At 54.9% G+C, this 15,520-nt stretch carries 10 protein-coding genes; all 10 read right to left on the bottom strand.

Annotation, left to right across the window (positions count from 1 at the left end):
* Positions 1-3: 3 nt before the first annotated feature.
* The 10 genes from recD to lgt all read right to left on the bottom strand — a co-directional run bounded on the left by recD (position 4) and on the right by lgt (position 15,355).
* Complete coding sequence (recD, locus tag N1249_RS17660; RefSeq protein ID WP_259831725.1) at positions 4-1,824, bottom strand: exodeoxyribonuclease V subunit alpha; 1,821 nt, start codon at positions 1,822-1,824, stop codon at positions 4-6.
* Positions 1,821-5,363, bottom strand: a complete 3,543-nt coding sequence (gene recB, locus N1249_RS17665; RefSeq protein ID WP_259831727.1) for an exodeoxyribonuclease V subunit beta — start codon at positions 5,361-5,363, stop codon at positions 1,821-1,823. The genes recD and recB overlap by 4 nt, the downstream gene beginning before the upstream one ends.
* Positions 5,360-8,242: a pitrilysin gene (ptrA, locus tag N1249_RS17670; RefSeq protein WP_259831729.1), complete on the bottom strand. Its 2,883-nt coding sequence runs from the start codon at positions 8,240-8,242 to the stop codon at positions 5,360-5,362. The genes recB and ptrA overlap by 4 nt, the downstream gene beginning before the upstream one ends.
* Before the next feature lie 140 nt (positions 8,243-8,382).
* Positions 8,383-11,757, bottom strand: a complete 3,375-nt coding sequence (gene recC, locus N1249_RS17675) for an exodeoxyribonuclease V subunit gamma (RefSeq protein ID WP_259831731.1) — start codon at positions 11,755-11,757, stop codon at positions 8,383-8,385.
* Between the two features lie 12 nt (positions 11,758-11,769).
* Positions 11,770-12,093, bottom strand: coding sequence for a prepilin-type N-terminal cleavage/methylation domain-containing protein (locus N1249_RS17680; protein ID WP_182062286.1), 324 nt, complete (start codon positions 12,091-12,093; stop codon positions 11,770-11,772).
* Complete coding sequence (locus N1249_RS17685) at positions 12,078-12,482, bottom strand: DUF2509 family protein (protein ID WP_259831735.1); 405 nt, start codon at positions 12,480-12,482, stop codon at positions 12,078-12,080. Before N1249_RS17685 ends, N1249_RS17680 begins: the two co-directional genes overlap by 16 nt.
* A complete protein-coding gene (locus N1249_RS17690; RefSeq protein ID WP_259831737.1) occupies positions 12,479-13,039 on the bottom strand; it encodes a prepilin peptidase-dependent protein in 561 nt (186 codons plus the stop codon). Before N1249_RS17690 ends, N1249_RS17685 begins: the two co-directional genes overlap by 4 nt.
* Complete coding sequence (locus N1249_RS17695) at positions 13,030-13,494, bottom strand: prepilin peptidase-dependent protein (protein WP_259831739.1); 465 nt, start codon at positions 13,492-13,494, stop codon at positions 13,030-13,032. The genes N1249_RS17690 and N1249_RS17695 overlap by 10 nt, the downstream gene beginning before the upstream one ends.
* A 184-nt stretch (positions 13,495-13,678) precedes the next feature.
* Positions 13,679-14,473, bottom strand: a complete 795-nt coding sequence (gene thyA / locus N1249_RS17700; RefSeq protein WP_061097204.1) for a thymidylate synthase — start codon at positions 14,471-14,473, stop codon at positions 13,679-13,681.
* A gap of 6 nt (positions 14,474-14,479) precedes the next feature.
* Positions 14,480-15,355 carry a prolipoprotein diacylglyceryl transferase gene (gene lgt / locus N1249_RS17705; RefSeq protein WP_259831743.1) on the bottom strand — a complete coding sequence of 292 codons (876 nt, stop codon included), beginning with the start codon at positions 15,353-15,355 and terminating at the stop codon, positions 14,480-14,482.
* Positions 15,356-15,520: the final 165 nt, after the last annotated feature.

Genomic DNA, 15,520 nt, shown 5'->3' on the forward strand with positions numbered 1-15,520 from the left:
CCTTCAGCTTGCCTCAAATATCGCGCTTAACCCGCTACGACGCTCCGTACGGGTGACAATGGCCTGCACCAGTACACGCTCATCGGTATACAGCGACAGGCGCTTACGTGCACGGGTGATCGCGGTATAAATCAGTTCACGGGTCACCACCGGCGAAAGCTGCGAAGGCAGGATCAGCGCTGCGTGGTTGAACTCAGAGCCTTGCGATTTATGCACCGTCATCGCCCAGGCCGTTTCATGTTCGGGTAAACGGCTTGGCTGCACCGACTTCACGCTGCCATCAGGCATCAGGAACCACACACGCAACCCCTGACCACGGTCAAGCGCAATACCAATGTCGCCGTTAAACAGCCCCAGCGCACTATCGTTACGGGAGATCATCACCGGACGCCCTTCATACCAGCGCGAATGCGGGAGTCGGGTAATTTTGCGCTTCTGCGCCAGTACCTGCTCCAGCCTCTCGTTCAGACCTGACACGCCAAACGGCCCTTCCCTCAGGGCACACAGAAGCTGATACTCACCAAAGGCGGCGATGACCCGCTCTGGAGGATGTTGCTGCTGCACGCTGGCAAGGAAGAGCTGATACCCCAGCAAGGCCTCATCAAGCATGGCCTGATACTCTTCGCCATTTTGCAGCGATTTCTTTTCAATATCGTCAAACTCGCCGCTAAAGACCGCACGTGTTGCGTTGCGATCGCCACGGTTTACCGCCGCCGCTAGCTGGCCAATGCCCGAATGGCTGCCAAAACGGTAGCTTTTTTGCAGCAGGCAAAGGCTGTCGCGTAATGCGCCTGCGAGCGAGTTGTCGTTGCCTTCCAGCGCGCATCCGGTCAGACGCACCAGCTCCTGCGCACGTGCCGCTGTGTAGCCTAGGCTTGCGTAGGTGCAAATATCCCCCAGCACCGCGCCCGCCTCTACAGAGGCAAGCTGGTCACGATCGCCCAGGAAAATAACGCGCGCATGGGCAGGCAATGCCTCGATCAGGCGCGACATCATCGTGAGGTCAATCATGGAGGCTTCGTCCACCACCAGCACATCAAGATGCAGCGGGTTGCCGGCATGATAGCGCAGACGCTGACTACCGGGCTGCGCACCCAGTAAACGGTGCAGCGTGCTGGCCTCATTGGGGAAAAGCGCTAACTGTTCTTGCGTGAGGGGCAGTTTTTGCAGAGCACCGCCTAACGATTCCGTCAGACGTGCCGCCGCTTTTCCGGTAGGTGCCGCCAGGCGAATACGGCATTTTTGTTCGCCAGAAAGCTGGATAAGCGCTGCGAGTAATTTTGCCACCGTGGTTGTTTTGCCCGTACCAGGCCCACCAGAAATAACCGAAATCCGGCGCGTCAGCGCCACGGCAGCGGCCACTTTTTGCCAGTCAATCGGCTCCTGAGAGGTAAACAAACCATCCAGCGTTTGACGCAGCAGTACCTCATCGCAGGGGAGGGGCGCGTTGGCCTCGCTAAAATACCGGGCGACGGTCAGCTCATAGCGCCACAGACGATTCAGGTACAAACGCCCGCCGGTGAGGATCAGCGGTGCGGGTGTCGAACCGTCACTGACGGCGGATGAACTGAGCAACACGCCTTGCCAGTCCACGGCGTCACCCAGCAGAGCAAAACAGGATTGCAACGCGGGCGGGGTTTTGTCATCACAGACCAGTCGTGAAAGCGGCAGACATACATGGCCCTCGCCAGCATCCCGGCTCAGGATGGCGGCGGCAAGCATCACGGCAGGCTGCTCGCCAGCCACCATAATGGCGAATTGCACATCAAGTTGACGCAGCAGGTGCTGTTCTGTGGCCCCAAGCAATAATTCCTGCATTGTCATGCTACGTCCTCCGTGATTGCTGCAAACAGGCTATCCATGTTTTCAATCAAGGCCGCATCCGGGCGGGTGCGATATACCCCCGACTGCGGATCGGCGGCATCAACCCCACGCAGGAACAGGTAGATAACGCCGCCAAAATGTTCTTCGTAACTGTAGTCAGCAATGCGGTGACGCAGATAGCGATGCAACGCCAGGGTATAAAGTTGATACTGCAAATCGTAGCGATGAGACTGCATTGCAGCGGCCATCGCCTGCTGCGTATAGGCTTCGCTGTTCTCACCCAGCCAGTTCGATTTGTAATCCAGCAGGTAATAGCGTCCTTCATGGCGGAAAATAAGGTCGATAAAGCCTTTCAGCATTCCCTGTACCTGGCGGAAATCCAGCGGCGGACAGCCCGCAGACAACGGATCATGTGCACGAATAATCGCATCAAGCTCGTTCGCGTTAAGCGGGCTGGCGATAGGAAGGTAAAACTCCATCTCTACCTGTTTGTCTTTGGCGGTGAGCTGGTTCAGTGAGATACCGTTTTCCGTCAGCGGCGCTTGTAAGATTGCGCTCACCCAGGTTGTCAGCACCGGTTGCCAGGCGGCATCGTAACCGCCCTTCTGCAACATCTCCTGCACCCATTCCGGGGAAACAGATTGCGTAAAATCAAGCTCTTCAAACAGACCGTGTAAAAACGTGCCCGGCGATGCCCCGCGCGGGAACTGGTGCGGCGTAAGCACCGGCTCAGCCTGTACGTCACCCACCCCTGCGGCATCCACATCCAGCTTCGGCATCAGATCCTGCGCGATGCTCTGGCTATGCTGCTGCAAACCGGAGTAACTCGTCACACGCCAGTTATCCGCAACGGTTCTCGTTATTTTTCGGGCATCCAGGTCGGGTTCACGTTGTTCAGGCATTTCCCAACGATTGTTATCGGGCAGGCCTGGAAGACGTAGCGCGATATCCTTGCCACAAATGGATTCAAGGCACTGACGTAATCCTGCCGCATCTTTTGGCTCGCCCTGCTGGATAAGCCGCCCCACCGCGCTCAGATGGAAATCGGACTCTCCCGCTTTCTCGCCACGTCGACGGAACAGCGGTGCAATACCCAGGCTGCAATGCCAGACCGAACGGGTCAGGGCAACATAGAGCAGTCGCAAATCTTCTGCCAGGCGTTCGGCTTCCGCCAGCTCTACGCTTGCATCAGCCTTGCTGAGGTCGAGTACGGCTTCAAAGGAGTCCCGGTCGTGATAAAACGCCTGATCCTGTGCCCGGTAATTCGCAATAAAAGGTAGCCAGACCAGTGGATATTCCAGACCTTTCGATTTGTGGATAGTCACGATCTGCACCAGATGTTTATCGCTTTCGAGGCGCATTTGCTGGCTTGAAGAGTTACTGTTGGGATCGGCAATTTGCTGCCCAAGCCAGCGCACCAGAGCGTGTTCGCTCTCAAGCTGTGTGCCGGCCTCCTGCAAGAGTTCGCTGATATGCAGGATATCCGTCAGGCGGCGTTCTCCGCCCGGCGTTGCCAGCATATTTTCGGCAATATGACGCTGGGTCATCAGCTCTCGCAGCATCGCCATAACGCCGCGTTTTTGCCAGCGCTCACGATAGCGAACAAACTCCTCAACCACCGCATCCCAGGCGATTTCATCGTTGTTAAGCGCATCGATATCCCGGGCGTTCAACCCCAGCATTGAGCTTGCCAGCGCACTGCGAAGCGTACTTTCCCGCTCCGGTGACAGCACCGCCTGCAACAGCCAGAGCAACTCCTGAGCCTCAAGGGTTTCGAACACGCTATCGCGATTCGACAGGTAGACCGAGGGGATATTCAGGATGGTCAGCGCATCGCGGATAAGCGCTGCTTCCTGGCGGCTACGCACCAGCACCGTAATGTCGGACGCCTTCACCGGTGAGGCGGTTTCGCCTTTCCACAGCAGCGCCTCACCCCGCACGCCAGCACTGAGCCAGTCGCGAATTTGAGCCGCACAGTGCTGGGCCATGGCATTCTGGTAGTCGCTTATCCCGAAGCCTTCCCCTTCCAGCAACCAGAAACTCATTGCTGGCTGAAGTTCACCATTGAACTCAAAACGAAGGGCGGCATTTTTAGGTGCGGATTTGACCGGTAAAAACGGAATTTCCCGGAACATGAATGCGGCATCCATGCGCTCAAACAGCATATTTACGCTCCCGACCATGCCGGGTGATGAACGCCAGTTGGTGTCCAGCGTATAGTGTGCTTCTACCTCACTACGGGCTTTCATGTAGGTAAAAATATCCGCGCCTCGGAAGGCATAAATAGCCTGTTTCGGATCGCCAATCAGCAGCAGCGCCGTGTCCGGCTGCTGCCGCCAGATACGACGGAAGATACGGTATTGTTGTGGATCTGTGTCCTGAAATTCGTCGATCATCGCCACCGGGAAACGGGTACGAATGGCGGCGGCCAGGGCTTCACCGTTTTCGCTGCGCAGCGCAGCATCGAGCCGGCTCAGCATATCGTCAAACCCAAGCTCACCGCGACGCTGCTTTTCACGAGCCACGGTTTCGCGGATCTCAGCCATCGCGCGGGTGATCATCAGGTCATTAAGGGTTAATGGCTCGGCCAGCAAGGCCTCAATGGCAACAAACAGAGGATGCTCAGGGACGATACCGTCAGCCTTCGTTCGCTCAATCAGGAATCGCTGCGAGAATTTTTCCAGCGCGTCCGGAAGCTGATAGCCCCGGGACTCTTCCTGCGCCCAGATGCTGATTTTTTCAATCCACTTTGCCTGGTTACCGCGATTGAACTTGCGCCTGTCGATACCTGAATTTTCGACAATGGCCTCAATGTCCCCGACCGACTCGTTCCATTTCTGCTTCAGGGCGGCAATTTGCGACACGATTTTTTCATGACGAGATGCCAGCGTTTCATCAGCCGGAGGGGGCGATTTAATCACCGGCGCTTCGCCCTGCAAATAACGGTCAATAGAGCGCAGAAGCTCTTCCGGTCCTTTCCATAACGCATGAACCGCTTCAGCAATTTCGCGGGGCAATGGATAGCAATGACGGCGCCAGAAATCCGCGCAGGCCTGATAGCGCAGTTCAGATTCGTCTTCGATAAGCTGTTGTTCAAACAACATGCCGGATTCAAACGCATTCAGGCTCAGCATTCGCTGGCAGAAACCGTGAATGGTAAAGACTGCGGCTTCATCCATTTGCCGCTCAGCTAACAGCAGCCACTGGGCCGCTTGCTGCTTATCGACAATCTCGTCCAGAAGACGCGCGTAAAGCGGGTTATCCGTGCTCTGACGCAAACAGGCGATGCGCAGTTCGTGAATATTGGAACGAATACGTCCGCGCAGCTCAGCGGTGGCGGCTTCGGTAAAGGTCACCACCAGCAGCTCTTCCACGCTCAGCGGGCGTGAAAAAGCCGCGTTTCCTCCAAGCCCGAGCAGCAGGCGCAGATAAAGCGCGGCAATGGTAAAGGTTTTTCCCGTTCCCGCTGAGGCTTCAATCAATCGTTCACCTTGTAGAGGTAAACGTAAGGGATCAAGGGACTCAGCGGTATCGGTCATTCTTTCTTACTCCAGGGCATAGATTGCTGCAATGCGCTGACGCTCTTCCAGACTTTCCAGCCTTTCGGGTTTACGTATTCCGTTTTCCCGTTCTGGCTGCCGGAAACCTGAGACAAGATGGCCATTCCCTGCGGTTTCACTACCGCCTGATGGAAGAAATCGGCAACCTTTTGAGGCGTCAGCTGTTTTATCTCTGCCACTACTTTATCACGCGAATCGAAACTGAGATTACCGCGATCAAAATCTTTGCTCAGTTGCGAGGCTTCTTCACCCAGCGTTTGCGGCGGCTGCATCACCTGGGCGATAACCGCCTGCTGGATCTGAGCAAATTCTTCCGGCTTCATTGCACGCAGTTTTTCTTCTGCCTGCGGGAAGAAGGCCTGATAGCGCTTCCAGAGATAGGCTGGCTGTTTATCACTGCTTTGCAGCAGGAAACCTAACCCCCACTGGCGCCCCACGTTCATTGAGAACGCAAAGACCGCGTAACCCAGCTGCTCTTCAGTGCGCAGCTGATTGTAGAACCAGGGTTGAATAATCTGACCCAACACCGCACTCTGCGCCGAACTGGCGAATTCGTCATAACCGGTTGGGACAAATACCGCAGCCAGAGCGGAATCGGTACTGGTCCCCGGCTTTTCAAAAATCACATTCTGTTTTTTCTCAACCAGCACATCCTGGTTACGGCACCAGACTTCACCTTTCGAACCTAACTGAGTACGCACATTTTGTGCCAGCGTTTTGGCCTGTTCTTCACTCATATTCCCGACAATCAGGAATTCAGGACGGGTGTTCGTTTTCAGAGAATCACGGTAGTCCAGCACATCTTTCAGCGAAACAGACGGCAGCAGCGCACGGCGGTCTTCACGCTGGAAATACGGGATCTGCGACAACATCTGCGCCGGCATAATCGCCTGGTCGTAGGCTTTACCTTTCTCCGCAGAGTCCATCATCTGTGCATACCAGGACTTCGCCTGCTCAAGCTGCTCTTCCGTTGGCGTGTAGCTGAAATACCCTTCAAGCAAGGCCTGGAACAGTTGAGGTAAGCGCTGGGTATAACCGTTAGCATTAACCATCAGTCCGTTATTAGCATTGGTGGAGAAGCTAATCCCGCCAACCGCAGCCTGGTTGCTGAGCTGATCCAGCGCGATACCTGCCAGATAATCGTTAAGCGCAAACAGCACCTGGTTTTTTGCGCTGTCCATCGCTTTTGGATTACGCAGCACCACGCTGACATCCACTTTTGGCTCGCTCGCAAAATAACGGCTCGGTGCGTAGACCACACGCAGCGTTGGCTCATCAACGATAAGCTCCGGGTGCGGGTACGCTTTTGTGGTTTTAATCAGCGAGAAATCATCCGGGATGTAGGGGTTCAGCTCCGGTAATTTAAGCGCGATCTCTCCGGCTTTTTTCTGCCAGTCAGAGAAAGTCTGTTCGCTGATTTTATCCACCTGATACGGGGCTTCCACGAAATAAGCCGTTTTATTGTGCGGCTCGTTCGGGCTGATATACCAGATACGTGCATTTTGCGGGGTCATCATGGCCAGGCGGGCTTTTACCGCCGCGGCATCGTACTGATCGGCAATATTGACCGCATCCAGCGTGTGCTCCACCGGCACGCGGATCATGGTGTCGGCGAGCCATTCCACATAATCCATATCACGGGTGATAGACGGGTAGCGGAAATCGAGATCCAGCACGTGTGCCAGCTCATCGAAATAACTTTTATCGATGCCTTTATCGCGTAACAGATTGAGGTAGCTGAAAATCGCGGCGACCACTTCATCACGGTTGGCAAGGCCTTTGTCTGTCAGGGTTGCGGAAATGGCCAGGACACCGCTGTTACCGTTCACAACAGGATCGGAATCCGCGCGAATACCTTCCACCAGGCCCTGTTTTTGCAACCAGTCGGAAAGCGTTCCCGGGCTACGGTTGCCGATAAGGTAGGTGACGAGTTCATCCGTTTTGCTGCGGAACTGCGCCGTATTGTTATCGATACGGAATTCAACGCGTAACACCTTGCGAGGAAGCGCGGGCACGTAATGGATCACAATACCTTTCTGCGCGTCCGTGACTACCGGCACGTTAATCTGCGGTAACTCAATGTTCTTATTCGGCACGCGGCCAAAAGTTTGCGCGGCGATACCCGCCAGTTCTGGCAACGGTTTATTGCTGTAGATAACCGCTTTCATCAGGTTGGCTGAGTAGTATTTATCACGAAACTCATGCAGAGCATCGAGCACCGGGCTGTTGGGTTTGTCGCTCAGGGTTTCCAGGTTACCGCCCGAGAAGCGCGACCCCGGGTGCGCCGGGTTGATCGTTTCGGCGCTGACCTGCGCCATTCGCATCCCGTCTCGCGTACGAGCCAGGGTCAGCTCCGCATTGACGGCATTGCGTTCGCGGTCGGCGTATTTTTTGTCCAGCAGCGGTGCAGCGATTGAATCCGCAAGGCGATCGACTGCCCCTTCCAGCGCATCGTTCTCAACTTCGAGATAAAAAGCGGTACGGTAAGGTGCAGTACTGGCGTTGTGGCTACCGCCATGCATTTTCAGGAATTCAGACAGGCTATCCGGCTGCGGGTATTTTTTAGACCCCATCAGCGTCATGTGCTCAAGGTAGTGCGCAAGCCCCGGGTGGGCTTCAGGATCTTCAAGTGATCCCACCGGCACAACCAGCGCAGAAAGAGATTTCACCGCCTGCGGATCGGAAACCAGCAGCACAGTCATCCCGTTATCAAGGCGAATAGCCTGATACTGGCGGGTATCTTTTTCGCTCTTACGGATAGTTTCCTGAACGGGTTGCCAACCGGAATCTGCCTGAGTGATGGGTGCCCAAAGGGCGACAAACAAAACAAACGCTTTGAACAAGGTGCTGCCTGGCATTAACGGACCTCTTTATCACGGCTACATCATTAACAAACTACGTGCTGGACACGCCAACATCTCTTTATCTGGTACATCAGTCCGTGACAGGAATTGCATAATAAATGAACAGTCAAATATGCGCAATTTTTATACGGCCATCAGGACTGATTAAATTTGAACAAAGGTAACAGGTAGCGCTGCGCCTCTTCCGTGATAGCGTCGAAGTATTCTGGCGCAAGCGTTCGCCATAAACGTTGATACCAGACATCTTCCCCTTCGCCGCGCACGATCATGTTTCCTTCGTACGCCTGAATAAATTTACTCCGGGCTTTTTGCAGCGAAATGTCATCCGTTAACATGGCATCATTCTGCGCGTCATAACAGGCTTTTATCCACGCACCACCACTTTCTGGCAGCAGCAGCAGAGGTTTGGTCATCCCCTGTCGATACCCTTCGATGAATATCGAGAGATACTCCCTGGCCTGCCCGGCAGCCATTGGCGGGAAGCGCCATTCCCCTTCTTTACGCACAAATAACCGGCTTTCACCTTCGTTGCCACCCGCACTGTAGACAAGGTGTTCGAGCCAGAGTTGCAATCCTTGTGAAACACTGAGCATCGAAGGTCGCCAGCGTAACAGCCCATCTTGCTGAACCTGGGGCAGCCAACCCGTAAGCTGGACACCGTTACAGTTGAGATCGATCTCAATACTTTTACCGGGCTGGCGGCATTCAATGACGCGCTCAGCAAGGGCCTGCATCTCCTGACACTGCGCATCCCAGGCGATTTCGCCAAACGCACCATAAGGCAGTTGCCCTGCTGCGCGATAGCGGCGGAAAAGTTTGTGCGCATCTTCCTGCTCAACCAGCGCATTCAAAAGCTGAAGGTTGAGCTGATAGCGCTCAAGCCCGTCCAGCGTAAAGGGTTCAGAGTCCGGAATATCGTTCTCTTCAGAACGGAAGTTGACCTGCAATCGTTGCTGGAAGAATGCCCGCACCGGATGGGCCCAGAATCGCTGGAGCTGCTCAAAGGTCAGGGTGTCAAAAGGACGAGGTTCAAGTTCCTGAATAAAATCAGTGTGCGCGTCGCCCTCTTTCTTCGCCGCAGGCAGCCACTCACGAGCATAGCTTCTGTACTCGTTTGCCCCGTAGTTCACCGGGTCAAACGGCATTCGGGTATGGCTACAGGTAATATGTGCCTTAACCCGCTGCTCGCTTTCATCACAATTGCGCTTTTCATCACCGGGCAGATAGTGGCTCTGCCCGATGTAGTCCACCAGCTCCTGCACCAGTACGGACGGGAAGCGCTCGCTGTTGTCCTGAATGGAACGCCCGATGTAGCTGATGTACAGCTTACTCTGGGCGGAAATCAGTGCTTCGAGGAACAGGTAACGGTCATCGTCACGGCGGCTACGGTCACCACGTTTGGGCTGCGGGCTCATCAGATCAAAGCCGAGCGGCGCTAATGCCCGCGGATAGATGCCGTCGTTCATACCCAGCAGGCAAACCACTTTGAAGGGGATAGAACGCATAGGCATTAAGGTACAAATATTGACCGGCCCTGCGAGGAAACGCTGGCTGATACGTTCCTGGTCAAGACGTTGTGTCAGTTCGTCACGTAGCAGCGATAACGGAACTGCTTCCGTGTAGTGCGAGCCGACTCCCTCATCCACGATGGCCTGCCACTGCTTTTCAATTAGTGCCATCGCCGCTTCGGTTTCACTGTCAGGCAGGAAGAAATCACTGAGCATCTCTCGGCATACCGGCAGCCACTCTTCCAGCGGACGAGGCTGCATCAGCTCATGGCGCCAGCGGTTGAGCTGCATCAGGAGTGAAGCAAGATGTCCCACCAGCCCGGCAATTAACCCGCTGGATTCGTCATAAGGAAGCACCTCATTCCACTCGCCCTGGCTGCTTTCCATGGCATAGCCAAGCAGCATTCGCGTCAGCCCAAACTGCCAGGTATGTTGACCTGTCGGCGGGAGTTCGAATTCCTGAACGTTATAGTCGTCGATTCCCCAGCGCACGCCGGATTCATTAACCCACTGGCGAAGATAGCGCAGCCCCTCTTCGTCAATGTCAAAGCGTGCGGCCAGTACGGGGACATCCAGCAGAGCCAGCACATCTTCAGATATGAATCGGCTATCCGGCAGCGACAGCAGGCTCACAAAGGCCTGTAATGCGGGATGAGACTGGCGCGCACGGCGGTCGGAAATCGCGTACGGCAGATAGCGTTCTCCCGTTGCACTGCCAAATACCGCCTGAATGAATGGGCTGTAGCTGTCGATATCCGCCACCATCACCACAATATCGCGCGGCGTAAGGGTTGGATCGTCCTGCAACATCGCCAGTAACCGGTCGTGCAGGATCTCGACCTCACGCTGCGGGCTATGGCAAACGTGGACGGTGATACTGCGATCGTCAGGATCCAGCCGTCTTTTATTGTCGCTGCGCGCAAATTCTTCCGCGGTGATGCCCATGACCGCGCGATTTTCCAAATCGAGAATATCTAACTGAATGTTGTGCAGCAGGCTATCCGGCGTTATTTCAGCAAATGCATCCACGTCGCCTTCACCCGACGAGGTGATATCAGAAAGCATGTGGATATAGTCGCGCCCCAGTTTCCCCCAGGATGCCAGCAGAGGATTAGGCAGGTTTTGAATCCCCTCTTCATCGAAAAGCTGCGAGGCGGTTGCACTGTCTTTAAACAACGGAACGGTACGCTCCTCAAAGATGCGTCGTCTTTGGCGGGTAACGAGCCGTGAGAGCCACCGCGAATCCTGGATGTCACCCCAGTAATGGCGGCACGGGTTGGTAAAGAGAATATGGATATCAACATGCTTACCTAACGCTTTCAGGGCGTCCAGGTAAACCGGAGGTAAGGCCGATATGCCGCAGATAAACACCCGCGATGGCAGGCCTGGCGGGGTTTCAGAAGCCGTTTCCAGTATGGATATAAACTTGTCATATAAGTTAGCACGGTGCCATTTCGGCTGACCCAGCGCCTCAGTATGCTCTACCAGCGCTTTCCACAGCGGTGCCTGCCAGATTTGCGCTTCGGGCAAACCCTCTACAAGTTCCCCGGCTTCCCAGCGAATTAACCAGTCGGAACGGTAAACCAGGTACTGGTCATAGAGATCGGCGGTACGCGACGCCAGCTGGAATAACTTGCGCTTGTCGGTGTCATCAGTGAGGTAGTGGCGCAGCATAGCAAACTCATCGCGCGGCAGCATTCCAGGCAGCAACGACATCAGCTTCCAGCTCATGCTTTGCTTGTTAAAGGCGCTCTGCTTTGGAATATCAGGCAGCACGCGAACAAACATGTCCCAGATAAAGCTCGCAGGCAGAGGGAACTCAATGTTGGCCGCGATACCAAACTTTTGTGACAAGGACATTTGCAGCCACTGTGCCATACCGGTGCTTTGCACCAGCACCATTTCAGGCTCAAAGGGATCGTCAAGGCGCTCTCGCTCAACGATAAATTCCATCAGCGCTTCCAGCACATCCAGACGATTTGAGTGATAGACCCTTAACATAGACGCTCCCGACTACTGGCTAACCGGGCAGTGCAGGCGTGTCATCTCACCGCGCTGCCCCAGAGGAGAAATAATAATAGCTGTGATGCTGACACATCCGGACTGCAATGTCTGCACCCGACTCACCTGCCAGCCCGCGGGTAACGCGTTGACGTCGACCTGAGACTGATTCCAGGCGTTATGCCAGAGCTGACGATACTGGTTTAGCGTCACGAACCGGGACGCCAGAGCCCGGTAATAACCAGACAATGCAGTGACGGTCATCACCAGAAGTACCATTGCCAGCAAGACTTCAACCAGACTAAAACCCTGCTGTCTGTTCAGGGCAACTGACATAGTGCATCCTCCTTCAGTGGGCAAAAATCACTCCAGCCATGGGGTGAAAAGTGTATGTGCCCTTCGGTTATGTCCCCCAGCCGCCACAACAGCAGGTCATAGTTTCCTGCGATCAGTAACACCTGCTTGTCATTCAGCAGCCGCACACAGACTCGTGACTGTTGCGCGGGTTGCCTGCACTGGACATCAGGCTGTAGCGCCCATTGCTGGACCTTTCCCCATTCCAGCGCCGACTGTACACCCGCCTGATGGCGGATGGCGTTGCTCTCGCCGCTGACCAGTTTGCTAAAAGTTTCAAGCTGTTGGTTTAGACCCGTCAGGATCAAACTGCCGAGCACCAGCAAAAGCAGAACCATAGCCAGTGACGATACCCCGGATTGCCGGTTCACAGATTAAACCCCGTCACGCCATAGCGCGCCAGATAAGCGTCGCCCTGCCCACTTTTCCGGCTGGCGGTCAGCTCAATATTCAGCTCCGTAGCGGAACCTGAACGCTCATGCTTGCTTACCACGAATGACTGGATAAGGAGCCTGTCCGGGTCGGTCAGTTTTTCCCAGCCTTTACTTTCGCAGGATGTCGCACCGCGCAGGGTTTCCAGTGAACCGGACTCCAGGCGAAACCCCGTGCTGTCGTTTTCCGATGCCGACACATCCCAGGTACCATTGCTGTTCGCATCCCATTGCACTATTACGCAACGCCCTTGCCTGCCAATGACCAGCCCTTCTCCCGGGCAATTTCCCGCGCAGTAACCCGCTCGCTGAAGATGCTTACCTATTGAAAAAAGCCGTTGCCAGACCTCCTCTTCAAGCTCCTGTCGACCTGATTGCAGCAGAACAGCCCGCTGCATCCCGGGTAAAAACCGGGCGGTGCTCAACAGCAGAATGCTGCCAATCAGCATGGCAATCAGCACTTCTGTCAGCGAGAAGCCGCGTTGCTTTAACGACATACACTCCCTCCGCCGGTATTACACATCCTGATTCGACCTGTGTTAGAGACAATCACCAGCCATTCACCCGCAACACTGCCCACCCGAACGTGCCCGGCCCATGCCGTATCTCGTAGCCCATAGAACCCGAGCGCGGGAGTCAACTCACGGATTGTGACCTCCGGCCAGAGTGGCTTGAGGACAAAGACACCACCCGCTTCACAGGCCGGGACAACGGAGCTGAAAAGGCACCCGCTCTCCCCGTTCTCCTGAAGGGCAATTTTATGTTCACGGTTATGTCTGTTGGCATCGTTGCGCAGGAACACAAGGTAGTCGCGCACCTGGCTGGCGGTTTGCCATAAACGCTGCTGCTGTTGCCAGCTGTTCCAGCTGTAAAGCCCGGTGGCGCTAAGAATGGCAACCAGTAAAATAGCGACCAGGGTTTCGATTAGCGTAAAGCCCGTCTGTTTTTTCATGGCAGTAGTGTGGTTCAGCTCAGCGAGGCTGACGAGTCAGAAATCAGGACATTACGAGGCGCTTTCCAGTGAATTCACCTTGTTGCAGGGCGTTGCAAAATCGCTGGAAACCGGCTCGAAAAACTAAACGGAGGCGAAAAAAAACCGGCGCGAATAAGCACCGGTTGTGTCAGGATTTGCGCTATCAGATAGCGACAGGGGCTTTGATGCCTGGATGCGGGTCATATCCCTCAATTTCGAAATCGTCAAAGCGATAGTCGAAGATTGATTCTGGTTTACGTTTGATAACCAGTTTCGGCAGTGCGCGCGGCTCACGGGTGAGCTGAAGATGCGTCTGTTCCATATGGTTGCTGTACAGATGGGTATCACCACCTGTCCAGACAAAATCACCCACTTCCAGATCGCACTGTTGCGCCATCATGTGCACCAGCAGCGCATAGCTTGCAATGTTAAACGGCAGGCCGAGGAACACATCGCAGGAACGCTGATAGAGCTGACAAGACAGTTTTCCGTCTGCGACATAGAACTGGAAGAACGCATGGCAAGGTGCCAGTGCCATTTTGTCCAGTTCGCCAACGTTCCACGCCGAAACGATAATACGACGCGAATCCGGGTCGTTTTTCAGCTGGTTCATCACGGTGGTGATCTGGTCGATATGGCGGCCATCAGGCGTTGGCCATGCACGCCATTGCTTACCGTAAACCGGGCCGAGGTTACCGTTCTCATCTGCCCATTCGTCCCAGATAGAGACGTTGTTTTCGTGCAGATAGGCAACGTTGGTATCGCCTTGCAGGAACCAGAGCAGTTCATGAATGATCGAGCGCAGGTGGCAGCGCTTCGTCGTCACCAGTGGGAAGCCTTCTTGCAGATTGAAGCGCATCTGGTGGCCAAAAATGGAGAGCGTGCCGGTACCGGTACGGTCATTTTTCGGCGTGCCCTCATCGAGCACTTTTTTCATCAATTCAAGATACTGTTTCATGGTTCCTCAGGAAAATTGTTGCTGTGGACGACGACGATACGCCCAAATCATCATAATGGCACCCGCGACAATCATCGGAATGGAGAGGATCTGCCCCATACTGATGTACTGTACCCACTCGCCGGTAAACTGCGCATCCGGCTGGCGGAAGAACTCGACGATGATACGGAACGCGCCGTAGCCAATCAGGAACAGGCCAGAAACAGCCCCCATCGGGCGCGGTTTGCGGATAAACAGATTCAGGATGATAAACAGCACCACGCCTTCCAGCGCCAGCTCATAAAGCTGGGACATATGGCGCGGCAGAACGCCGTAGGTATCGAAAACAGATTGCCACTCAGGGTGAGATGGCAGCAGCGCCACATCTTCTGCACGAGAGCCCGGGAACAGCATGGTCCAGGAGACACTCGGGTCGACACGGCCCCACAGCTCACCGTTGATGAAGTTACCAAGACGCCCGGCACCCAGACCAAACGGGATCAGAGGTGCAATAAAATCAGCGACCTGGAAGAAGTTACGTTTGGTGCGTTTGGCGAAGATCACCATCACCAGGATCACACCAATCAGGCCGCCGTGGAACGACATGCCACCGTCCCAGACGCGGAACAGATAGAGCGGATCGCTCAGGAATACCGGGAAGTTATAGAACAGGACATAGCCGATACGGCCCCCGAGGAATACGCCGAGGAAGCCTGCGTACAGCAAGTTTTCCACTTCGTTCTTCGTCCAGCCACTGCCTGGACGGCCGGCGCGACGGCCCGCAAGCCACATAGCGAAAACAAAGCCCACCAGGTACATCAGTCCGTACCAGTGAAGCGCTACAGGTCCTACTGAGAAAATGACCGGATCAAATTCCGGAAAATGCAGATAACCACTGTTCATCTGTCACCACAAGATGTTGTTATTCCGCTGAAAGTGGACAGCGGTAAAAATGCGTCCCCGCCGTTGGCAGGTGCTCCAAGGTTGCGAATCATAGCATAAGCCTGAAGCTGAGGATGCGCCTGAGATGTAAAAGATGTGTATAGAGTTTTGTGCCGACTAATGCCC

The sequence above is a fragment of the Enterobacter sp. CP102 genome (assembly GCF_025152625.1).
In the GTDB taxonomy this organism is placed as follows: Bacteria; Pseudomonadota; Gammaproteobacteria; order Enterobacterales; family Enterobacteriaceae; genus Enterobacter; species Enterobacter soli.